The 21,305-nt window shown below is 70.2% G+C and carries 21 protein-coding genes and 1 tRNA gene; 10 read left to right on the top strand and 12 right to left on the bottom strand.

The annotated features are described in order from the left end of the window. Positions 1–20 precede the first annotated feature (20 nt). Complete coding sequence (locus KVT45_RS20125; protein ID WP_217549357.1) at positions 21–992, bottom strand: methyltransferase domain-containing protein; 972 nt, start codon at positions 990–992, stop codon at positions 21–23. Positions 993–1,071: 79 nt separating this feature from the next. On the opposite strand from KVT45_RS20125, the gene KVT45_RS20120 reads away from it, so the two are divergent. Continuing rightward, entirely contained in the window at positions 1,072–1,476 is a 405-nt protein-coding gene (locus tag KVT45_RS20120) for a globin (protein ID WP_217549355.1), read from the top strand. A gap of 70 nt (positions 1,477–1,546) precedes the next feature. Here the strand turns inward: KVT45_RS20120 and KVT45_RS20115 are convergent, their stop codons facing one another. The 4 genes from KVT45_RS20115 to ettA all read right to left on the bottom strand — a co-directional run bounded on the left by KVT45_RS20115 (position 1,547) and on the right by ettA (position 5,186). Further along, positions 1,547–2,308: a hypothetical protein gene (locus KVT45_RS20115; RefSeq protein WP_217549353.1), complete on the bottom strand. Its 762-nt coding sequence runs from the start codon at positions 2,306–2,308 to the stop codon at positions 1,547–1,549. Between the two features lie 128 nt (positions 2,309–2,436). Next, positions 2,437–3,105, bottom strand: a complete 669-nt coding sequence (locus KVT45_RS20110) for a hypothetical protein (protein WP_217549351.1) — start codon at positions 3,103–3,105, stop codon at positions 2,437–2,439. Further along, on the bottom strand, positions 3,102–3,515 hold the full coding sequence (locus KVT45_RS20105) for a thioesterase family protein (RefSeq protein ID WP_217549349.1): 414 nt from the start codon (positions 3,513–3,515) through the stop codon (positions 3,102–3,104). Before KVT45_RS20105 ends, KVT45_RS20110 begins: the two co-directional genes overlap by 4 nt. A 6-nt stretch (positions 3,516–3,521) precedes the next feature. Continuing rightward, a complete protein-coding gene (gene ettA, locus KVT45_RS20100; RefSeq protein WP_217549347.1) occupies positions 3,522–5,186 on the bottom strand; it encodes an energy-dependent translational throttle protein EttA in 1,665 nt (554 codons plus the stop codon). A gap of 746 nt (positions 5,187–5,932) precedes the next feature. Between ettA and KVT45_RS20095 the strand changes: the two genes are divergently transcribed. Beyond that, positions 5,933–6,403, top strand: a complete 471-nt coding sequence (locus tag KVT45_RS20095; protein ID WP_217549346.1) for a hypothetical protein — start codon at positions 5,933–5,935, stop codon at positions 6,401–6,403. 211 nt (positions 6,404–6,614) lie between these two features. Here KVT45_RS20095 and KVT45_RS20090 read toward each other — a convergent pair whose 3' ends face one another. Continuing rightward, complete coding sequence (locus KVT45_RS20090; RefSeq protein WP_217549670.1) at positions 6,615–6,971, bottom strand: hypothetical protein; 357 nt, start codon at positions 6,969–6,971, stop codon at positions 6,615–6,617. A 205-nt stretch (positions 6,972–7,176) separates the two neighbouring features. On the opposite strand from KVT45_RS20090, the gene KVT45_RS20085 reads away from it, so the two are divergent. Both KVT45_RS20085 and KVT45_RS20080 read left to right on the top strand, forming a co-directional pair. After that, positions 7,177–7,800 carry a DUF6000 family protein gene (locus KVT45_RS20085; protein WP_217549345.1) on the top strand — a complete coding sequence of 208 codons (624 nt, stop codon included), beginning with the start codon at positions 7,177–7,179 and terminating at the stop codon, positions 7,798–7,800. A gap of 376 nt (positions 7,801–8,176) precedes the next feature. Beyond that, positions 8,177–8,881 (top strand): hypothetical protein, encoded by a 705-nt coding sequence (locus tag KVT45_RS20080; protein ID WP_217549344.1) that lies wholly within the window; start codon positions 8,177–8,179, stop codon positions 8,879–8,881. Positions 8,882–9,470: 589 nt separating this feature from the next. Here the strand turns inward: KVT45_RS20080 and KVT45_RS20075 are convergent. Then, positions 9,471–9,692: a CarD family transcriptional regulator gene (locus tag KVT45_RS20075; protein WP_217549343.1), complete on the bottom strand. Its 222-nt coding sequence runs from the start codon at positions 9,690–9,692 to the stop codon at positions 9,471–9,473. 241 nt (positions 9,693–9,933) lie between these two features. Between KVT45_RS20075 and KVT45_RS20070 the strand changes: the two genes are divergently transcribed. The 5 genes from KVT45_RS20070 (at position 9,934) to KVT45_RS20050 (ending at position 14,054) form a co-directional block, all read left to right on the top strand. Beyond that, on the top strand, positions 9,934–10,353 hold the full coding sequence (locus tag KVT45_RS20070) for a hypothetical protein (protein WP_217549342.1): 420 nt from the start codon (positions 9,934–9,936) through the stop codon (positions 10,351–10,353). Between the two features lie 246 nt (positions 10,354–10,599). Then, positions 10,600–11,331, top strand: a complete 732-nt coding sequence (locus KVT45_RS20065) for a ferritin-like domain-containing protein (protein ID WP_217549340.1) — start codon at positions 10,600–10,602, stop codon at positions 11,329–11,331. Positions 11,332–11,466: 135 nt separating this feature from the next. Next, complete coding sequence (locus tag KVT45_RS20060; protein ID WP_217549338.1) at positions 11,467–12,081, top strand: DUF1326 domain-containing protein; 615 nt, start codon at positions 11,467–11,469, stop codon at positions 12,079–12,081. Continuing rightward, positions 12,078–12,836 carry a DUF2182 domain-containing protein gene (locus KVT45_RS20055; RefSeq protein ID WP_217549336.1) on the top strand — a complete coding sequence of 253 codons (759 nt, stop codon included), beginning with the start codon at positions 12,078–12,080 and terminating at the stop codon, positions 12,834–12,836. Before KVT45_RS20060 ends, KVT45_RS20055 begins: the two co-directional genes overlap by 4 nt. A gap of 153 nt (positions 12,837–12,989) precedes the next feature. After that, positions 12,990–14,054, top strand: a complete 1,065-nt coding sequence (locus tag KVT45_RS20050) for a zinc-dependent alcohol dehydrogenase family protein (RefSeq protein WP_217549334.1) — start codon at positions 12,990–12,992, stop codon at positions 14,052–14,054. On the opposite strand, the gene KVT45_RS20045 is transcribed toward KVT45_RS20050, so the two are convergent. From KVT45_RS20045 to KVT45_RS20025, 5 genes are all read right to left on the bottom strand, one after another. After that, positions 14,051–14,392: a hypothetical protein gene (locus tag KVT45_RS20045; RefSeq protein WP_217549332.1), complete on the bottom strand. Its 342-nt coding sequence runs from the start codon at positions 14,390–14,392 to the stop codon at positions 14,051–14,053. The two genes, KVT45_RS20050 and KVT45_RS20045, sit on opposite strands and share 4 nt — an antisense overlap. 40 nt (positions 14,393–14,432) lie before the next feature. Continuing rightward, positions 14,433–15,800, bottom strand: a complete 1,368-nt coding sequence (locus KVT45_RS20040; RefSeq protein WP_217549669.1) for a Cys-Gln thioester bond-forming surface protein — start codon at positions 15,798–15,800, stop codon at positions 14,433–14,435. A 428-nt stretch (positions 15,801–16,228) separates the two neighbouring features. Beyond that, entirely contained in the window at positions 16,229–16,696 is a 468-nt protein-coding gene (locus KVT45_RS20035; RefSeq protein WP_217549330.1) for a single-stranded DNA-binding protein, read from the bottom strand. 337 nt (positions 16,697–17,033) lie between these two features. Next, positions 17,034–19,118 carry a YfjP family GTPase gene (locus KVT45_RS20030; RefSeq protein ID WP_217549328.1) on the bottom strand — a complete coding sequence of 695 codons (2,085 nt, stop codon included), beginning with the start codon at positions 19,116–19,118 and terminating at the stop codon, positions 17,034–17,036. Positions 19,119–19,121: 3 nt separating this feature from the next. After that, positions 19,122–20,729 carry a dynamin family protein gene (locus tag KVT45_RS20025; RefSeq protein WP_217549326.1) on the bottom strand — a complete coding sequence of 536 codons (1,608 nt, stop codon included), beginning with the start codon at positions 20,727–20,729 and terminating at the stop codon, positions 19,122–19,124. Positions 20,730–21,050: 321 nt separating this feature from the next. Here KVT45_RS20025 and KVT45_RS20020 point away from each other — a divergent pair. Next, positions 21,051–21,126: transfer RNA gene (locus KVT45_RS20020), tRNA-Arg, on the top strand. The last annotated feature ends 179 nt before the right edge of the window (positions 21,127–21,305 follow it).

The raw sequence follows: 21,305 nt of genomic DNA, 5'->3' as shown, positions 1-21,305 counted from the left end.
CCGCAGCCGAAGAACCGTGCTCAGACCGGGAGCGGCCAGACAAACGGCCCCTCCCGGTCGTCGAGCCACACCCACTCCCCGTCTTTCCCGACGCTCACCCCGAACCGCTCCCGCCCGGGCATCCCCTCCCGCATCCACACCTCGTAGGCCTCCCGCGGACTGAGCACCCCCTGGGTCAGCTCCACCAGGAACTGGAACAGCTCGTCCTCCCGAGCCCGTGGCGGCACCTCACCCATATCGCCCGCCCTCGCCCTCGCCACCCCCCGCAACGGCACGAAGTACGCCCCCGACGGCAGAAACCTCCCCTCGGCACACCCACCCCGTACGGTCAGCGCCAGCAACCCCGTGGCCACCGGCGTGAGAATCCGCGCCCCCTCCCCGCACTGGGCGACCCACGCCCGCGGCACGCTCGGCAGCGCACAGGTCGCGATGATCCGGTCGTACGGCGCCCGTTCCGGCACCCCCCGCGCCCCGTCCCCCGTGACCACGGCCGGCCGGTACCCCGCCGCGGCCAGGTGCCGCCGCGCGGACTCGCTGATCTCCGGCTCCACGTCGACGGTGGTGACCAGGTCGTCGTCGCCCAGCCGATGCGCCAGCAGTGCCGCGTTGTACCCGGTGCCGGCGCCGATCTCCAGCACCCGGTCACCGTCGGCCACCCGCAGGGCGACCAGCATCCGCGCCATCAGCGAGGGCTGGCTGCTGGAGGAGAGCAGCACGCCGTCGCGCAGCCGGGTGGCCAGCGGTACGTCCTCGTAGGCGCCGCGCACCCACCGTTCCCGGGCCGCCGGATCCGGGCTCTCGCCCCACCGGCGCTCATAGCCGCGCGCCCCGGCGACGTAGTAGTAGGGCACGAACAGATGCCGGGGCACCTCCGCGAACGCCTCCCGCCACACCGGCTCCGCCGCCCAGACCCCCTCGGCGTCGATCTCCCGCACCAGCGCGGCCCGGGCCGCGGCGGCGAGCCCCTCGGTCCCGCTGTCGTAGGCGGCCATGTCTCCACCCTAGGCGCGTGGGCCCGTACCGGGTCCTAAGCCTTGAGTCCTGGGTCACCCTGTCTGAGACCATGTACGGGTGAGAGAGATTCGGCGCGGCACGCTTCAGGAGAAGACCTTCTACGAGCAGGTCGGCGGGGAGGAGACCTTCCGCCGGCTGGTCCACCGTTTCTACGAGGGCGTCGCCGGGGACCCGGTCCTGCGGCCGATGTACCCGGAGGAGGACCTGGGACCGGCCGAGGAGCGGCTCGTCCTGTTCCTCATGCAGTACTGGGGCGGACCCACGACGTACAGCGACAACCGCGGCCGGCCGCGGCTGCGGATGCGGCACGCGCCGTTCACCGTGGACCGGGCGGCGCACGACGCCTGGCTGCAGCACATGCGGGTGGCCGTGGACGAGCTCGGCCTCTCCGAGGAGCACCGCGAACAGCTCTGGAACTACCTCGCCTACGCGGCCGCCTCGATGGTCAACACACCCGACTGACCGCCGCCCGACCTCGGCGGGCGGCTGTTCAGGGGGCGCGGAACGCTCTGACTCCGCCGGCTTCGAAGTCTTAGACGGCCCGGTTGATCCGCAGGCCGTCGACGGCCCCGATCCACATGAAGTCGCGGCCCTTGCTCACCCCGGCGGTGTAGATGACGGGCTCCGCGCCGCCGTCGTCAAGCCTCGACAGCAGGGTCTGGAAGTCGCAGTTGTCGGCCAGCGCGCAGTGGATCGCGGGACCGGCGCTGCCCGTGAGCCACCACGTGCCGGTCGTGGTGGCGTCCAGGTAGCCGCTCCACCGGTTCGTCACCGGCGAGGCGGGCGGATTCCACACCATCGAGGAGTAGGTGGCGGTGGAGGTGGCGGGGTTGAGGTTCGGATTGATCTCGAACCTGATGTTCGGCATGTTCACGCTGGCGCCGCCGTAGCCGACGTTCTCGCCGGTCCGGAAGACGTGGAAGCCGACCTGATGCAGCTTCAGGACCGGATCGCCGTAGAAGTCGACCTCGTTGCCGAAGTGGACGGCCTCACTGGGCGGGCTGAGGGAGGTGGAGTTGTCCGCCACCTCGATCCCGAGGCTGCCGTGGCCGAAGGGCGGCCGGCCCGACTGGTCCTGCACGCCGAACGAGCCGAACGGGCCGTTCCGCAGGGCGGCGACAGGCGAGCCGATCGTGTTGCGGGTGATGACGCCCCAGTGGTCCGATCGTCCGTGGCCGCCGTCCGGGACGGCCGAGGCCGCTCCCGGTACGGCCGAGGCTGCGACGATCGCGACCAGCGCCGTGAGTGTGACGCCGAGCGCCGATCTCCGGTTCGCTCCGAAGCGAGTTCTCACTGACACCTTTCGTGGTCGGAACACGCCACGGTAGATACTCTCCGTAACGGCGCCACCACGACGCACCAGTTATATGTACCGATTAATCCCCCTGGTGGAACAGATCCACCGAAGGCTCCCGGCGGCTCTCAGCGGACGCTGACGTCCAGTGCCCCGAGTCCCGCCCGCCGTACGGCGATCGACCCGAACGAGGTCCGCAGCCGCAGCCACGCGCCCGCCGAGAGCAGCACGGCCTCGTCGTCCGGCCGCAGGAAGCCCAGCGACTGCGCCGCGTGCACGGCCCGGACCGGCAGCGGAGTGCCGCCGACCGTCCGGGACCAGATGTCCCGCCCGATCCGGTCGAGTTCGGCCCGGGTACGAGCGTCAGGCGCCAGCTCCTCGGTACGGGACCGGAATTCACCGACCGCGGCGGCGACCGTGGCCCGCAGCGCCTGCGGCGCGGGCAGCCCCGGCTCGGCCCGCCAGCCGCCCCGCGGCGGCAGCACCCCGGCCCACGGCGGCCCGGTCACCGCCCCCGGCACGGCGGCCGTGGCGGCCTGTTCGTCGACCGCCTCCAGCAGCTCCCCCGCCGACACGGTCACGTCGAGGGTGACGTCCAGGCCGTCCTCGTACGGCTTGGCGAGCCGCACCGCGCGGATCGCCAGCACCTCGAAGGACGGCGGCCGCCCGAAGACGGCGAGCGCGGTACCGGCCGCCTGCAACCGCACGGCGGCCGAGCGGTCGTAGCGGAGCAGCCGGGAGAGGAAGGCCGCGAGATCCGCCGCCTCCCCGTCGTCAGCCAGGTGGAGCACCGTCATGCGGCGACGGCCTCCTCCTTGTCGTCGTCGCGGTACTCCGAGAGGAAGTCCCGCTCCTCGGCGGTGATCCGGCGCGGCCGGCCCGTCTCGAAGTCGAAGGGCACGACCACCGTCGAGGCCCGTACGTAGACCAGGTCGTCGTCCTTCACCTCGTAGGTGATGGTGAAGGACGCGGCCCTGATCTCGGTGATCCACAGCTCGATGTCGACCGGGTGGTGCCGGTGGACGAGCTGCCGCTTGTAGTCGATCTCGTGGCGCGCCACCACGGACCCCTGTTTGAAATCCTTGTCCGGGCGGAACAGGAAGTCGATCCGGGCCTCTTCCAGGTAGCGGATGAAGACCGCGTTGTTGACATGGCCGTACGCGTCCATGTCGGACCAGCGCAGGGGACAGCGGTAGAGATGGCGCAAGATCGATCAGCCCCGGGTCAGCTTCTTGTAGGTGGCACGGTGCGGACGCGCGGCGTCCGCGCCGAGCCGCTCGATCTTGTTCTTCTCGTACGACTCGAAGTTGCCCTCGAACCAGAACCACTTGGACTCGCCCTCGTAGGCGAGGATGTGGGTGGCGACCCGGTCGAGGAACCACCGGTCGTGGGAGACGACCACGGCCGCGCCGGGGAACTCCAGGAGCGCGTTCTCGAGGCTGCTGAGGGTCTCGACGTCGAGGTCGTTGGTCGGCTCGTCGAGGAGCAGCAGGTTGCCGCCCTGCTTGAGGGTGAGGGCGAGGTTCAGCCGGTTGCGCTCACCGCCGGAGAGGACGCCGGCGGGCTTCTGCTGGTCGGGCCCCTTGAAGCCGAAGGCGGAGACGTAGGCCCGGGACGGCATCTCGACCTGTCCGACGTTGATGTAGTCGAGCTCGTCGGAGACGACCGCCCACAGAGTCTTCTTGGGGTCGATGTTGGCTCGGCTCTGGTCGACGTACGAGATCTTGACGGTCTCGCCGACCTTGATGTCGCCGGAGTCCGGGGTCTCGAGGCCCTGGATCATCTTGAAGAGGGTGGTCTTGCCTGCGCCGTTCGGACCGATGACGCCGACGATGCCGTTACGGGGCAGCGTGAAGCTCAGATCGTCGATGAGGACCTTGTCGCCGAAGCCCTTGGTGAGGTTGGTGACCTCGACGACGATGCTGCCGAGCCGCGGGCCCGGCGGGATCTGGATCTCCTCGAAGTCCAGCTTCCGCATCTTGTCGGCCTCGGCGGCCATCTCCTCGTAGCGGGCGAGACGCGCCTTGGACTTGGCCTGACGCCCCTTGGCGTTGGACCGCACCCACTCCAGCTCTTCCTTGAGCCGCTTCTGCCGCTTGGCGTCCTTCTGCCCCTCGACCTTGAGACGGGTCGTCTTGGTCTCCAGGTACTTGGAGTAGTTGCCCTCGTAGCCGTGGAGGCGGCCGCGGTCGACCTCGCAGATCCAGCCGGCCACGTTGTCCAGGAAGTACCGGTCGTGGGTGACGGCGACGATGGTGCCGTCGTACTTGGCGAGGTGCTGCTCCAGCCAGTTCACCGACTCGGCGTCGAGGTGGTTGGTGGGCTCGTCGAGAAGCAGCAGGTCGGGGGCTTCGAGCAGCAGCTTGCACAGCGCGACCCGGCGCCTCTCACCACCGGAGAGAGTGGTGACGGACCAGTCGCCGGGCGGGCACCCGAGGGCGTCCATGGCCTGCTCCAGCTGGGCGTCGAGGTCCCACGCGTTGGCGTGGTCGAGCTCTTCCTGGAGCTTGCCCATCTCGTCGAGCAGGGCGTCGGAGTAGTCCGTGGCCATCAGCTCGGCGATCTCGTTGAACCGGTCGAGCTTGCCCTTGACCTCGGCGACACCCTCCTGGACGTTCTCCAGGACGGTCTTGTCCTCGTTGAGCGGCGGCTCCTGGAGCAGGATGCCGACGGTGTATCCCGGCGAGAGGAAGGCATCGCCGTTGGACGGCTGGTCAAGCCCCGCCATGATCTTCAGAATGGTCGACTTACCGGCTCCGTTCGGGCCGACCACACCGATCTTCGCGCCGGGCAGGAAGTTCAGCGAAACGTCGTCAAGGATCACCTTGTCGCCGATTGCCTTACGCGTCTTGCGCATGGTGTAGATGTACTCAGCCAAGAGAAACCGTCCGGCAGCTTGAAATCTGGCAGTGGGCAGATACACCCCATCTTGCCTGACGTCCAGCCTCGGGTGTTAACCCGTTTGGTCCGGGGGCTGTGACCTGGGGTTTCACTGGTGGTTGCGGTGGCCTGTCCGTCACTGCCGGTCGCTGTCGAGCGGCCTCGGGCTCGGGGACGGCCCGGGAGTCCGCCGACCCGTGGGACCAGGTGACGGAGCGTGTTCGGTATCGTCGGGATCGTGGCGGTCCCTGGCGAGGATGCCTTGCTCCTCTGGCTGGCGCCTCCCTGGCGGAGGCGGACATCGGGCACGGTGTCGTGGAAGCGGGGAAGTCGGGGACCGACCACACGAACAATCTCGAAAACCGCCGTGCCACAAGCCACCGCGGGTTCAAATCCCACCCCCACCGCGTGACATTTACCGCCCCTGACCAGGCAAGACAGTCGGGGGCCGTTGTCGTGCGCGCTGCCCGCGGGACACACGGCATGGCTGGGTGATCCCGGCGGGGGCGGGGACCTTGGCATCGGTCCGCTTCGGACGCCGAAGTCGACTGGTGCGACGGCCGGGCTGGGAGAGTGGTCTCGAACAGAGGGATCGCGCGATCCAGATCCCCCGCCCTGTAGTAGGCGCTGGCGAGGTTGTTGCCCGGTCTTCCCCGTGGTTCCCCGCAGGATCTGGCACGGTTGGTTCTGGACGGCACGTAACTCTGTGGCCGCAGCGCGGCATCCCGTCTGATGATTGGTGCCATGGATGCAGTCGTTCAGCGGGTACGCACGTCGTGGACGAAAAAGTCGCGCGGCGGCCCGGAAGCAGCTCGCAGAAACGCCACCCCTACGGCCTTCTCGCTGCCTCCAGGCTTGAGTTCTGCCCTTCACGAGGTCGCCATGCAGGAGCCCGATTCGTTCGAGCCCCGTATGCAAGTGCGGGATCTTTCGGCACCCGGGGTGATCCTTCGCGAGGTCAATGGGCTCCTGCGCGTGGACCCACCAGAGGTGAGCATGTTTGCCATGCCACGACGCAACCGGCGCCCGCCTGCCGTTCGCCTGGCTCCCGGACAATGGCTGCAATGGCAGATCAACTACCGATTCGTCGGCAGTTGTAGCGGGGCCTGGTCCTACCGACTGGAGACGTTCAACATCCTTTACGGCTCTGCGGTGCCCGACGTGTTCCTGGGTGAGCCAGCACGCCGGGTGGACGAGCGGCGGGTTCTGCGCTGAATGCCGCAGCATGGAAACTCTCTTTGTCCTCCGAACGGCCCGGAATGGGAGCTGAGCCATGTCCTTGTGACGGTGACCTTCTGATCCGTAGCTCTGTAGAGATCGGTCATTGAAGGTCATACAGGCCGCCGAGAGCCCCATGACGGCCGGTGTCGGGCGCTACCGGTTCCTGGGGTTGGTGTACTTCGCTGCTGTACCGCAACGCGTCGGCTTACAGGTCCACACGTGACTCGTGGTCGCCCCGTCTGAGAACCACGTGCGCCGGCCGGAACGGCAGACCGCGCAGGGTCGGCTCCATGACCTTGAAGAGAGCATCAGCATCCGGCCCGTAGGCGTACAGCACGACTTTGCCTCCTCCGAACTCGTTGCCGTCGACCTCCCCGACGTCGGCTTCCCTTGTCGCTGCCGCCGTCGATCGCTCTGCTTCGTAGACCAGAACTCGCTGATCGGCGTTACCGAAGCCGTCATCGGCAAGCCGGAAGTGCGCGATGACGGCGTGCTCCTCATCCCCGCTGTCAGGGGCAATGGGTGTCTGCATGCCGGACACACTCTCATCGGGCTCTGACATCAGCACCGTCCTGCCTCCTCGACACCGTCGAACCAACACGCCTTCCAACTGTGGTGGCGGGGTGGTGGGCGTCGTTCGGCGGCGTTCTCCTGGGTTCACTCGGGACTCAATGAGACGGAAACCGAGACGGCTGGGCAGGCAGGGCAGATACACCCGACCGGCCAGATCGCCGGCCCGACAGCTTCGTCCGTACGAGGATGCTGCCATGCGCCGCACCCGCGAAGAGGACGAGCCGCTCAAGCTGATCCGCCGCTACGTCACGCCTGATCGGCGGTACCTCGAACTTGGCGGCAGCCTTCTCGGGATGAGCGGGCGCGACCGAGCCAACTTCCTGCGGAAACTGGGCCAGGCGGCCGGAGAGATCAGTCCTCATGAACTGGGCATGCTGCTCGACCGAGGGTGGCGCGAGCGCAAGACGGCGGCCTGGCTCATCGCCGTTGCCGGCAGATCCGAGTTCCGGGAACGTCTCGGCGAACTCCTGCTCGCCAGTGAAGGCCCCTACTCGGGGCAGGCGTACTGTGTCGCTCTGGCCGCCTTCGGCACCTCTGCCGACGCCGAACTCTTGGTCGCTTATCTCGACCGCTACCTGCCTCGCGCTGACCTCTACTACGACCAGACAGCCGCCCTCGGCGCGCTCTTGTTGCTCGACGCCAAACTCGGTGCTGACCACACGGCCCCGTTTCTTGCCCCGGACGGGCTCTGGCAGCAGTGGATCAACGGGCCGCCCAGCAAAGACCGCGATGCGCCCGACAGCTACCGAGAGTTCATCGGCCATCTGTGCGCCTTCGCTGATGAGGCTGCCAAGCACTGTCCGAGCTTGGGAAGCTGAAGCATTTTGGAAGCAGTTGGTGCGCTGACCTGGTCGAACCCTTTGTCCGTAACCTCGTTGGGCCCGTACGCTGCGGAGCGTTGGGTCGGTCTGCTGTCTCTGCACGGAGGGCGCGCGGCCAAGGGGGGTGGCTCAGAAGAGATCCCCGAGCCATGTCGGTCCGGGAGCTCGTGAAGCTTCGACACCACCCCCCTCCCAAGCAGCCGCCCAGAGGTGCCGGACCGGCGCAGATCAGGGCGCACGGTCAGCGAGTCGGCGATACAGGCGCACGCGGGTCAGTACGTCAGGAGCGCTCTTCTGGGTGCGCGCTCTCCAACGGAGCAGGGCCGAGTCTCGCGACCCGAGTGGTGTCCGTCCCTCATGCCATCATCCTCGGGTGCTGAAGATCCCCGGATACGAAGGCGGCCCTCTGGTCGACGGCAGCGCCTACCTGGACGATCCGTTGTTCTGGCCCGTGCACCTTGGCAGCTGTCTGCGTGGCGAGGACGCGCAACGAGCCGCGTTCGGTGCCGACTGGGACGCGGCCATGGAGCTCTATCGAGGCCTCTCCGACGAGCGTGAGTGGCCGGTGTTCAGTGTGCCCCTGTGCTCCGGTCACACCGTCCACGTCGTCTACCGGAACTTCGACGGAGACCGAGGGGTGGACTACCTGATGTACCACCCGGCTTGGTCGGCGGTGGAAACCCTCGCTGTGGACGACGGCCACTTCATGGGCCCCGGCATGGCCTGGCCGGAACTGCTGTCCGCTGCTCGACAGCCGGCACCGGAAGGCGTTGCCGACACCGACGCCCGTCTCTTGTTGCTCTTCCCGACACTCGGCGACGCGCAGCTTCCCGACGACGCGGCGATCGTCCTCACCGACGCTCTCGCCGCCCTCACCTTGATCGAGGAGCCCGCCGAAGTGGCGAGCATGCTCCTTGAGAACCAGGGCCAATGGGCCCCTGCTCACTGGAGTCCGGCAGACGGCATCTGGATCAACGACGGTGGGCACTCGTACCGAAACCCCGGCAATGCCTTCGCTCTGCCCGAGGTCCGTCTTCTGGAGATCAGTAACGCGCTGACCGGCGGGCACGGGCGGTGAGTGCCACGATGTCCGCCCTGTGTCCGGTCAGGGATTCGTCAACGTAGGCGTACAGCTCCTCGGCGTCCTGGGCTGGGCCTCCCCGCCGACTCGTTGTCGGTCTGTCAGCCATGAGCCGGACCGTGCAGCGCAGATCTGACAGCGAGCCGTGCTCGACGCCGTAGTACGTGGCGTGTGCGGTCTCGCTGCCAGATGCACGCTTTCCAACTGTGGTGGCGGGGACGGCTCCGGGGCTCGCCTGAACGACGGTGGACGGGGCTGAAGGAGACGGAAACCGGGATGGCCCGTACTCCTCACCGCGGCACCTCAGGCTGCCCGCGGGCAGCCGTCGAAACCACCGCTAGGCAGCCTTGGGCCGCGCCGCACGCGTGCCCGAGGCGGGCTCCTGTGCATCCTCGGACCAGGAGCTCTCGTCTTCTCCGAAGTCCGGTGCCTGGAAGGGCTTTGTCGTCGGAGGCGGCGATACTGCGGTGGAACTGCGGGGTTGCCCTTCCAGGGCGGAGAACAGCGACGTCGGGTCGATGGGAGGTCTGCCTTTCGTTACAGGCCCCTGATGGGGCCTGGCGTGCCGTGACCGGGCACAGGGGGTCTACAGCTTGGTCATCTTGGTGTACGGGCTCAAGATCCGCATTTGTGCCGAGCCGAAATCCACGAGCGCCGCGATTCCGTCCTCGATGCCGACTACCCGGCCGAGACCGTGCACGTCATGTGTGACCTGGTCGCCTATGGCGAAGTGCTCGGGAGCCCGTGTGACCGGGGCCTTGAAGGGGCTGGTAGGCAGGTGACGCTTCGGTGCCGCAGGCTTTGTCATGGGTCAGTATGCGCCTTTGTGTGTCCTGCTCGCTGTGGCCGTCGGCACAGATCCCGACGGAAACAACCTCATCATGCCACTGACCTGGCTCTTCGGGACCGGTTAAGGTCCGACTTCCTGCTCGGTTGTGGCACGGGCCTCAGCTGACGGCAGTCTGCCACGAGTGTGCCGATCGATCAGGTGCACGTACGTTCGGGGATGTCCACCGGCGATGTCAGTGGTGCCGTACACAATGCGCGCCATGAGTGATCACTACGAAGTCGTCTTCTCGTGCTTCCTGAGCGACGACACCCCGGCCTCCGTGCTGGCGGCGCTGCGCTGGCACATGGGCATGGATGACGAGTGCCCGGACGGCCTGGACCCGGCGGATCATCCATACCCGTCGCTCCTCCCGGGCAGCAGCCGTCTTCCCGGCGGGGACACCGTGTCTCTTCGCCGCACCGTTCAGGAACTCACGGCGTCGGGAGAGCGCTACGAATGGGAGCTGTTCGCCCGTATCCACTGGGTCGACGACGTCGCGCTCCACCTCGACGCCCTTCTGACGCTGATCGCTCCCCACGTCGCGCGTCAGGGCTACGGCGGCCACATACGCGACGAGTACGACACCGACGTGAAGACCTTCGACTTCCACGACGGCACATATGACCGCGTCCAGGTCTGAACAGTGGTTCCGCCGACCCCGACGACGGGAGACACCCCGTCTTGCCTGACGTCCGGCGTTGAGGGACGCCCGCGAGGACGTCGATGTCCTGCACCGGCTCCTCGACACCGCAGGAGTCCCTGCCTGGCTTGCCCCCCCCGCACACGCATCGCGCCGGGGAATCGTCTGTCCGCGGAACGCTTCGGTGCCGGTCTGCGTCGTCCATCTCCGGGGCACGGCGGCCGTGTCCCGGAGAGGGGGGACCGGGTGCACACGGACGGCTTCGCCAAGTGGACAAGGCGGTTCGAGGACGAGCGCGAGCGCAGGCGTGCCCAGGGGGATCCGGACTGGGGGCGGGGCGCGGCGCTGCATCCGGCGATATGGGCCGGCATCCAGCGCTTCCAGGTCGGCGAGGACGGTGACGGCGCCAACCTCGTCGGCAAGGCGGACCAGGCCGGCGACGCCGACTACGGTCGGGCGGTCCGGCTCTTCGTCGCCGAGGAACAGAACCACGCGCGTCTGCTGGCCCGGCTGCTGGCCGCGGGAGGTATGCCGACGTTGGCCGGGCACTGGAGCGACACGGTCTTCGTACGGCTGCGGCGTCTCATGGGCCTGCGCATGGAACTGCTGGTGCTGATGATCGCGGAAGTCGTGGCGCTGCGTTACTACCGGGCTCTGCGCGACGGCACCGACGACGCGCTCACCTCGGAGGTGGCACGACGCATCCTGTCCGACGAGGAGCGCCACGTCCCGTTCCACTGCGAGCGCCTGCACGCCTCGCTGGCGGAGCTGCCCCGTGCGATGCGCCGCCCGGTGATGACCTTGTGGCGGCTTCTTCTGCTCGCGGCCACTCTCGTCGTCGCCGCCGACCACGGAACGGCACTGCGCCGGCTCGGCATCGGGCGCATGCGATTCGTCAGCGATGTCATGACCTCGTCCCGCACGGTGGTCTCCGCGGTGCTGGTGCCCCGCCCGGACGCATGGACGAGCACGGGCTGACGGGACAGCCCCGTGCCCATCTGCGCGACGAGGGTCGTCGGGAATAGCCTGGAGGGGAGTGGCACCGGGACGGAACGGAGCCTCCCGATGCATTCCCTTCACCGAGGGGGACGTGGAAGAGGGAGGCAGGGAGCCATGCCCTGGAATCTGAACGGCACGTATCTGGAGAGCTGCAACTGCGACGTGGTGTGCCCCTGTACCACCTCGGGCCTCACCGCACCGGCCGACCACGAGCGCTGCCAGGTGACCTTCGCGTTCCACGTGGACAGCGGGAACGTGGACGGCGTGGACGTCTCCGACCGCAGCGTCGCCGTCTTCATCGACGCGCCCCGGGTGATGGCCGAAGGCGGCTGGCAGGTGGCGATGTACCTGGACGCTGCGGCCGACGACGGCCAGGCGGAGGCGCTGGGCAAGGTCTTCTCCGGCCAGGCCGGCGGGCCGATGGCGGCGCTCGCTCCGCTCATCGGCGAGGTCCTCGGCGTGGCGCGCGTTCCCATCGACTACCGCGACGACGGCCGCCGCCACACCGCACGGGTGGGCGACGCCATCGACATCGAGATCGAGGACCAGGTCGCCCCGCAGTTCGGTGAGGACGGTCCGGTCATGGGCCTGACCGGCATCTTCCACCCGGCGAACAGCACGCTGACCATTGCCCGGTCCACCCGGGCGACGGGCGACGGCGTGTACGGCCGGTCCTGGGACTTCTCCGGCGGCAACGGACACTCGGCGCCCTTCACGTGGTCCGCGTGACCGGTCGGCCGGTCGCCGTCCGCCGCGGGGCGGGTCCGGCAGGGTTGCTGCTGGTCGCGGCGGCCGCCGCCTGGGTCTGGGTGGTGACACGCTGGGGTGGCATGCAGGCGATGCCGGGCACCATGGGCCTGGGCCTGCCCTCGTTCCTGGCCGTGTGGACGCTGATGATGGCGGCGATGATGCTGCCCGCCACGGCGCCCGTCGGCGCGCTGTACGCACGCACCATCACCGTGCACCGGGCGCCTCGCATGGTCGTTTTCACGGTCGCCTACCTGCTTGTCTGGGCCGCGGCCGGGCTGCCCGCGTACGGGCTGGCCGCCGGCCTGGGCCGCGCGGCGAGCCTCCCGGCCCTGGCGGGGACCGCGGTGGCCGCGGCCGTGTTCGCGGCCAACGGCGTCTACCAGCTCACGCCGCTCAAGGACCGCTGCCTGGCGAGGTGCCGCTCACCGATCGGACTGATGCTGCGCTACGCCTCGTACCCGGGGCCCTCGCGCGATCTGCGTGCCGGAGCCCACCACGGGGCCTTCTGCCTGGGCTGCTGCTGGTCGCTGATGGTGCTGCTGGCGGCGTTCGGTGTGATGAACCTCTGGGCCATGGTGGTCCTGACCGCCGTGATCACCGCCGAGAAGCTTGCTCCGGCCGGCCGCCTGGTGGCCCGCGCCGTGGGAATCGCCTCTATCGCCCTGGCCGGCGCCGTCTTCTGGGTCCCGGCGCTGGCGCCGGGCCTCACCGGTGGCGGCATGGCCGGGATGTGAGGACGGGGCCGCCGGAGGCCGGAGGGTGGTGTGCGGCGCGGCTCCTTTCGACATGACAGCACTCGGGGAGCAGCGCAGGCTGAGAGGAGTGCTCAGAACGTCCGCCGAGTCCGCCGGGTGCCGGGAGACGGAAGGTCACTCATGCCGCGATCCATGCGCGCACTCGTAGCCGTCGAGGCCGGCGAGCCGAACGAGGTGCTGCGGCTGGAGTCCCGGCCTGTTCCCACGGCAGGAGCCGGCCAGGCGTTGATCCGTGTGCAGGCGACTCCGGTTCACGCCAGTGATCTGCACGTGGTGCGTGGTCGCTACGGTTTCTCCCCCGGGTTTCCCGCTGTCGGGGGGTACATGGAATGCGTGGGTCGTATCGAGGCCCTGGGGCCGGATACCGGGGGAGGACTGAGGATCGGCGAGCGTGTGGTGGTCGCCGCCGTCCCGGCCGTACCCGGGCCGCGTGTGGCCGGTACCTGGCAGGAATACCTCGTTGCCGATACACACAGGCTGCTGCCGGTTCCCGGCCGTCTGAGTGATTCCAGCGCCTGTCAACTCGCCGTCAACCCGTTGACCGCGCTGCTCCTGGTGAACCGCGAACTCGATGTACAGCCGGGGGAATGGCTGTTGCAGACGGCGGCGGGTTCCACCGTCGGCCGGCTCGTCATCCAGCTGGCCGGGCATCTGGGTATTCGCACGATCAATGTGGTGCGGCGGCGCGATGCCGTTGCGGAGATCAAGGCGCTTGGCGGCGACGAGGTCATCTGCACCGAGGACGAGGACCTGGTGCGGCGTGTGGCCGAGATCGCGGGACCGGCCGGCGTACGCAAGGCCGTCGACTGTGTCGCGGGGCATCTGGGTGCCCAGGTGTCCCAGGCGCTGGCTCCGGGAGGAGAGGCCGTGGTCTACGGCGCGCTCTCCACCCATCGGCAGACCGACCCGGCGGCGCTGACGATCCCGCTGTCGGCGCGCTCGCTCATCTACGAGACCAAAGTGGTCCGTGGCTTCTGGCTGAACCGCTGGTTCGGTGCTGCCTCACCTGCGGATGTGCTGGACGCGCTGTCCGAGGTGCGCACCCTCGTCACCGGTGGAGTGCTGAGCATCCCCCCGGGCCGGCCGTTCCCGCTCGAACGCTTCGCTGAAGCCGTCTCGTTCGCCGAGGCACCCGCTCATGGCGCCAAACCGCTCTTCGTCTTCGACGGTGGCCGGGACGAAGAGGGGTCTGTCTAGCGCAGGGCTCGGTGGAGAAGGAGGGCGGTCGCTGCCACCGCCGCCACGGTGCCGGCGGTGCGGAAGGTGCGGTCGGAGTGCCAGGAGAGAGTCGACCAGCGGGAGTTGGCCGAGAGGACGGAGCCCGTGCTCAGCCAGGAACCGGCCGAGACGAGGGACAGCGCCGAGCCGATCGAGCCCACCGAGAGGGCGCTGCCGATCGAGCCGACGGAGAGGGCCGAGCCGACCGACCCGATGGAGAGCACGGAGCCCACCGAGCCGATCGACAGCACCGAGTCCTTCGACCACAGGGACAGGACGGAGTCCGGGGACGACGACGCGCCGGGTGAGTTGGTCATGACCTCATAGTGCCCGGCGGGCCGGCCGCTCGTCCTGGACTCAGTCGGTCTGCTGGTTCTCCCGCTGGCGCAGGATGACCAGGACCGCGCCGCCGATCACCACCAGGCCGATGGCCACGCCCGTGATCACGCCGGTCGCGGAGTCGCCGCCGGTCGCCGCGAGGTTGACGTCGGCCGCGGTGCCGCCGACCGAGGCGGGGCTGGGCTCGCTGAGGGTCTGGGTGGTGAGGCCGGCGTCGGTGCCCTGGGTCTTGCAGTCGAGGACACCGGTGAAGCGGCGTTCGAGGCCGTTCGGGCCGGTGATCGTGAAGTCGTAGGGCTGGTCCTCCTGGAGCGGGATGGTCACCGTCCGGGAGGTGTGGGCGGGGATGCTGTACTCGGTGCTCACCAGCTCGAAGGTGAACGGCTTGTCGCCGGTGTTGGCCGCGGTGATGTCCACGCCGCCGCTGGCGCAGTTCTTCTCGGCCGACAGGGCCGGTATCGCGCCCTGGCCCGCCCAGGTCGCGTTCGCGGTCGCGGTGACCGTCGACTCGCTGGAGCCCGCCAGGATCTGCGTCTGGCTGCGGCTGTCGGAGGTGAAGGCCCGGCCGACGGGGACCGTCGTCGACGCCTGGACGGCCAACTCGGCGGAGCCGTCGGCCGCGTCGTCGGGCACCCTGAAGTACAGCTCGCTGCCGTTCTGCGCGGTGGTGACCGGCTTGCCTGCCTTGTCGGTGATCCGTACGCCGCTCAGGGCCGCGTCGGACGGCGGGATCACGGTGACCGTGCGCGCGTTGGTGTGGACCGTCACCGGGCCGAGCAGGACGCCCGGGCGGCCGGAGACGGCCGGCGGCGAGAGGGTCAGCGAGGCCTGCGGCTCGTTCTGGCCGCGGGCGTTCTTCTCCAGGTAGTCGGCGAGCTTCTCGGCCTGCGGGTCGACGGCGTCGACGTCCGCGCCGTCCGAGTAGCGCCAGATCGCCACCTGGGTGCCGGCCGCCGCGTCCTGTTCGCTGAGGCTGCCGACGCCTGCCTCGCGGGCCAGCGCGGCGAGGTCGTTGACCTGCGGGTAGGAGTTCTGCAGGATCCAGCGGATGTTGCCGGCCTTCTTGTTGGCGCCGAGCGAGGTGCCGCTCCACGCCGTCTCGTGGTACTTGGCGTCCCGCTGCGTGGGGTTGTGGAGGTCGACGCAGTACGTCTGGAGGGTGCCGCCGCCGTCCACGGACATCTCGAACAGGCCCGCGGCCACCTGCTCGTCGCCGCTGTCACCGTGGACCACGGCCTCGCCGTAGGTCTTCAGGCCGCTCATGGTCGCCGTCGCCCCGCTCTGGCTCGCGGCGGTCCCGTCGTCGGCGGCGGCCCGGCCGGCGCCGGTCAGCGCGGCGGCGGCCACCAGCCCGGACACCAGTGCCGCGGCGGCGAGGCGGGCCATGCCTCTCGCGGCCACGGCCGGGCCGTAGTGCCTGGCGGACGCACGGGGCGCCGAGGAACCAGAGAACGCAGCGAGCACAGAATTCCCCTTCGAGCAGGACCCGTTGGACGCGGGGGGTGGTCCCACCAGCAGAATCAGCGACCCCAGGGGCCACGCCCGGCATCCTATGGATCAGCCGGACCGGCCTTTCCCGATGAGATGGTCGGATGAGCGATCCGATCCGTAATCGTTATCGCGGGGGCGCCTTCGAGCAGGTCTTGTCGATAAATCAACCCGGCCGTCCTGGCGGACACTTCCGAGCACACCGAGCACACCGAGCGCACCGAGCGCATTCGCCGATGAGCCGTCACGGATCGTCGGCGGGTCGCCAGTTGGCCGGGGTTCGGGCGGTCCACGGCGAACAGGCCGCGGTGCGGGCCGACTTCACGTCACGTCACGGCCACCGGTTCCGCGATGGCGGCCGGGGAGTCCGGCGGGGACTCCGCCGGTGTCTCCCAGTTCGGCTCGGGGCGCGGTGGTGCCGGTGTCGCCGTGTCCGGCTTGCCGGTGCGCCGGAAGGCCGCCGTACCGCGGGCGAGGTCGTGGCCGATCGCCACCGCGTCGATGTCGGCGGAGGCCCACTGCTGGCCCTCCCTGGTCTCGGTGCGCACCTTCAGCCTGCCCTGCACGACGACCGGGTCACCGACCGTCAGCGAGGTCGCCGCGTTGGTGGCGAGCTGCCGGTTGGCCCACACCGTGAAGAAGTTGGTGTGGCCGTCCGTCCAGGCGTTCTTCTCGCGGTCCCAGTAGCGCGAGGTCACCGCCAGCCGGAACCGCGCCGACGGTCCCGCCGCCAGCTCCCGGTACACCGGCTGCGTCGCCACGTTGCCCACCGCGCAGACCAACGTCTCGTTCATCACGAACCCCTCCCTCGCCCGGCCGCCGCGGCCGGGCGGATCCGCGTACGGGTCCGTCCCGTACGGCGGTGTCCACCGCGGCGACCTCATGCATGGGACGCGTGAGATGCGTGGGACGCGTTCACGCTCGTGTTCGTCGAGCGTGTCCGTGTGCGTCCGGTTGCATCCGGGTGCATCCGGGTGCGTCGCGATCGCCGCGGGACCAGACTGCCGCCGTCGGCCCGGGCCCGCCGAGCGCTGTGGACCACTGCAGGCCTGTGGAAAACTCCACCACCCTGACGAGTGACCCACGCCCTCCGGACGGAGCCTCACCCAGACCGAGCCCCACCCGGCCGCGTCACACCGCTCCGGCGTTCGCCTGCGTCACCCTCCCGTACTGCTCCCGCACCTCCTGGTACCGCAGCAGCTCCGCCGCCACCGGGTCCAGCACCCGGGCCCGGCCGCAGCCGGCCGCAGCCTCCCGCAGCCGGCGTTCCGCCTCCAGGCCGTAGCGGCGGGCCGGTCCGCGGGCCGCCATCCGGCAGCCCCACTCGACCAGCGGTCCGCCGACGATCCCGGCGACCATCAGCAGCACCGGAACGCCCAGGTTGGGCGCCATCACCCCGCTGATCTGCCCCACCAGCCACAGCCCGCCGACCACCTGAAGGAGCGTCATGGCGGCCTGGGCGAGCACCGCCACCGGCCACCAGCCCGGCCGCGGTGGCCGCCCCGGCGGCATCCCGGCCCGCGCGGCCAAGTCGTCGAGCGCCTCCGGAAGGCCCTGCGAGCCGCGTACGGCCGCCTCGCGCACCGCCTGCGCCCAGGGCGCGGGCAGCCCGGCCGAGGCCCGCTCGGAGACCGTGCGGACCGCCTGCTCGACGCGCTGCCTCGCGGTGGCCTCCTCCTCCGGCTGGGCCTTCTGGAGGCGTCCGGTGAGCGGCTCGCCGCGCTTCTGGCGCCAGCGCCACAGCCGCAGCCAGGGCGTACCGCAGGCCCGGTTGGCGTTGCGCCGCCAGGCCCGTTCGGCGGCCTCGCCGGCGGCGGTGGCGCCGACCGCGTCCGCGAGCCGCGCGGCGAAATCGTCGCGCGCATCCTCGCTGAGCCCGGCACGCTGCCCGGTGGCGTAGACGGGCCGCAGCCGGGCCGCGGCGGCGTCCACGTCGGCGGCGACACGGCGGACCGCCGCGCCCCGCTCGGACACGAACTGGCCGAGCACCTCGCGCAGTTCTCCGATGCCGTCGCCGGTGAGCGCGGACAGCGCGAGCACGGTCGCGCCCGGGTCGCCGTACTCGCCGAGCGCGATGCCGTCCTCGTCGAGCAGCCGGCGCAGATCGTCCAGGACCTGGTCGGTGGCCTCGCCGGGCAGCCGGTCGGTCTGGTTGAGAACGATGAACATGACCTCGGCGTGGCCGGCCATGGGCCGCAGATAGCGCTCGTGGAGGACCGCGTCGGCGTACTTCTCGGGGTCGACGACCCAGATCACCGCGTCGACCAGTTTCAGGATCCGGTCGACCTGTTCGCGGTGCTGGACGGCGGCCGAGTCGTGGTCGGGCAGGTCGATCAGGACCAGTCCGCGCAGCTGTGCGTCCGCCTCCGGGTTGTGCACGGGGCGGCGGCGCAGCCGGCCCGGGATGCCGAGCCGGTCGATGAGGGCCGCACTGCCGTCGCTCCAGCTGCACGCGATGGGCGCGGCGGTGGTCGGCCGTCGTACCCCGGTCTCCGAGATGGCGACGCCGGCGAGCGCGTTGAACAGCTGGGACTTGCCACTGCCGGTGGCGCCGGCGAGGGCGACGACGGTGTGCTGGCCGGAGAGCCGGCGCCGGGCGGCCGCCTCGTCCAGGACCCGGCCGGCCTCGGCGAGGGCGGTGCTGTCGAGGCGGGTGCGGGAGAGGCCGACGAGTTCGCGCAGGGCGTCGAGGCGGGAGCGCAGCGGGCCGTCGTACGCGAGCGGGGCGGGGGGCGGGGCGCCCGGGCCGCGGGTCTCCAGGACGGGTACGGCGGCCTTGGCGGTCTCGGTGACGCGGCGGGCGATGAGGCCGTCGTCCCAGACGTCCTCGGCGGCGTCGTCCTCGGCGGCCGGGTCGTCGTCGGCCGGCTCCCGCCGCTCCCGCACGCGTGCGTGCGGCACATTCTCGGTCTCGGGAGCGCCCCCGTCGGCTTCGGCCGCCTCGGGGGCCTGCGGGCCTTCGGGACGCTCGGCGGTGTCCGCGGGCTTCTTCCCGGTCGCGCTCCGGTGCGGGGCGCCGTCCGGTACGGAGTCCTGGACACGTTCCCGCGCGGGCTCTCGTACGGCTTCTCGTACGGGCTCCCGTGCGGCGGCCGGTGTCGGGGCCGCCGCGGTCAGGCCGGATTCGAAGTCGCTGGTGTAGTCACCGGTGTAGTCACTGGTGTGATCCATGCGTTCCATGTGATCCGTGTGGTCGTGGTCAGTGACGGCGGTCACCGGTCACCTCTCCTTCTGCAGGACGGACAGGGCGGCGATGAGTTCGGCCTGGGGTTCGGGGTGCACGTCGAGGGCGTCGAGCGGAGCGATGCGGCGTTCGCGTTCGGCGTGCAGGACGCGGTCCACGTGCTCGGTGAGCAGCCGTCCCGCGCGGTCGCGCAGCCGCAGCGCGCCGTGGGCGCCGATGCGCTCGGCGAGCCGCTCCCCCGCCGCCTTGGTGCGGCGTCCGCCGAGCAGCGCGGTGGCCACCAGCGCGGCGACGGCCTCGGGGTCCGGCGCGACGCTGCGGTCGAGCTCGCGCACCTCGTCGTCGGCGTACTCCTCCAGCTCGCGCCGCCAGCGCCGTACGGCGAGGCCGATGCGGTGCTCGGCGCTCTCCAGGGAGGGGTCCCGGTCGGTGAGTCCGGGAGCGGCGGAGGCCGGCTCGCGGCGCCAGGCGTCGTCGACGCGTTCGTCGGCGGCGGTGACGGAGCACAGCAGCAGGGCGGCGAGGCTCTCCACCAGGGCGTCCAGGAGTTCACCGGGAGAGCAGTCGAGGGGGTAGGCACGCCAGCGCTTGAGGGCGTCGCCGGCGAGGACGGCTCCGCTCTGGAGGCGTCCGCGCACGCGCGCGTGCTCGCTGTCGTACGCCGTGTCGACGGCGGAGGTCAGGCGCAGGGCGGCGGCGTACTGGGCGGCGGCGGCGCCGGCCAGTTCGGGCATGCGGGCCTTGAGGGAGTCGAGGAGGCCTTGGGCGGTGCGGCCCAGGGTGTGGGTGCGGGCGCCGGGGTCCTGGGCCTGGTGGAGGAGCCAGGCGCGCAGCGGGGCGACCGCGGTGGCCGGGAGCAGGCCGCCGCCCCAGGCCGACTCGGGCAGTTCGGGCACCGTGAACCGGGGTACGTCGCCGAGTCCGGCCTTGGTGAGGAGGGCGCCGTACTGCCGGGAGACCTCGGAGACGACCTGGTGCGGGACCCGGTCGAGGACGGTCACCAGGGTGGCGCCGTACTCCTTGGCGGTGCGCAGCAGGTGCCAGGGGACGGCGTCGGCGTAGCGGGCGGCCGTGGTCACCATCACCCAGACGTCGGCGGCGCAGATGAGCTCTGCGGCGAGGACGCGGTTGTCGACGACCAGGGAGTCGATGTCGGGGGCGTCGAGCAGGGCGAGGCCGCGCGGGATGCTGTCGGCGGTCTCGACGCGCAGCACGCGCGCGCGGTTCTCGTCGGGGAAAAAGGGGTCGTCGCGGGGTTCCTGGTGGGGTACCCACTCACGGGTGAGGTCGGGCAGCACGCGCATGCCGCTGAACCAGTGATGGTCCTGCGGATGACAGACCAGGACCGGCGTGCGGGTGGTCGGCCGCAGCACGCCCGCCTCGCTGACCCGGCGGCCCACGAGTGAGTTGACGAGGGTCGACTTGCCGGCGCCCGTCGATCCGCCCACGACGGCCAGAAGTGGCGCTTCGGGCTCTCTGAGGCGGGGCACCAGATAGTCGTCGAGCTGTGCGAGCAGTTCGTCGCGGTTGGCACGCGCGCGTGGAGCCCCCGCCAGGGGCAGCGGAAAGCGTGCGGCAGCGACACGGTCGCGCAGGGCGGAGAGTGTGTCGAGCAGCTGAGGCCGTACGTCCAAGGTCACCACATGCGAAGAATGCCCAATTTTAGGGGAATTCTGAAGCATATAGACATGTCTGCGCGCCGACAGGACACAACGGGCGGAAGGGGCGACTGGGACGGAGGCACAGTCCAGGCATAACGAGTGCACAACACCCGGTGCGCCAGGCGCCAAAAGCGATGCACGATTCGTACCTGCCTGCGATTATCAGGACCGCTTCACTGAACCTCCACATTGAGCCACGGAGGCGAAGCAGCAGGGAGAAGGATCGGGGAGTTCTATCCTTGTCCCCGGCAGCGTCACGGACCCGCCCCCACCAGGGCAGTACGTGCGAGGCCAGCACAGCCGGCCCCCGTAGCTCAGTGGATAGAGCAGGCGCCTTCTAAGCGCTTGGCCGCAGGTTCGAGTCCTGCCGGGGGCGCCACCCGTGATTCGCACCTGTCTGGGCATCGCCGCAGGTCAGCGCGGAGGGGAAGACGAAGTTCACGGTCCTCGCCGATGGCTCGAAATATGGGCGGCCCGGCCACGGGTTCGAGCCCTCGGCCGACGGAGACGAGGCACACGAACAGGCCACCGTGGACACCACCGGGGACACTCTCCAGG

The sequence above is a fragment of the Streptomyces sp. GbtcB6 genome, assembly GCF_019091475.1.
Taxonomy (GTDB): domain Bacteria; phylum Actinomycetota; class Actinomycetes; order Streptomycetales; family Streptomycetaceae; genus Streptomyces; species Streptomyces hyaluromycini.
The sequence above is the reverse complement of the archived record's forward strand: the minus strand, read 5'-3'. Positions and strand labels throughout refer to the sequence as shown.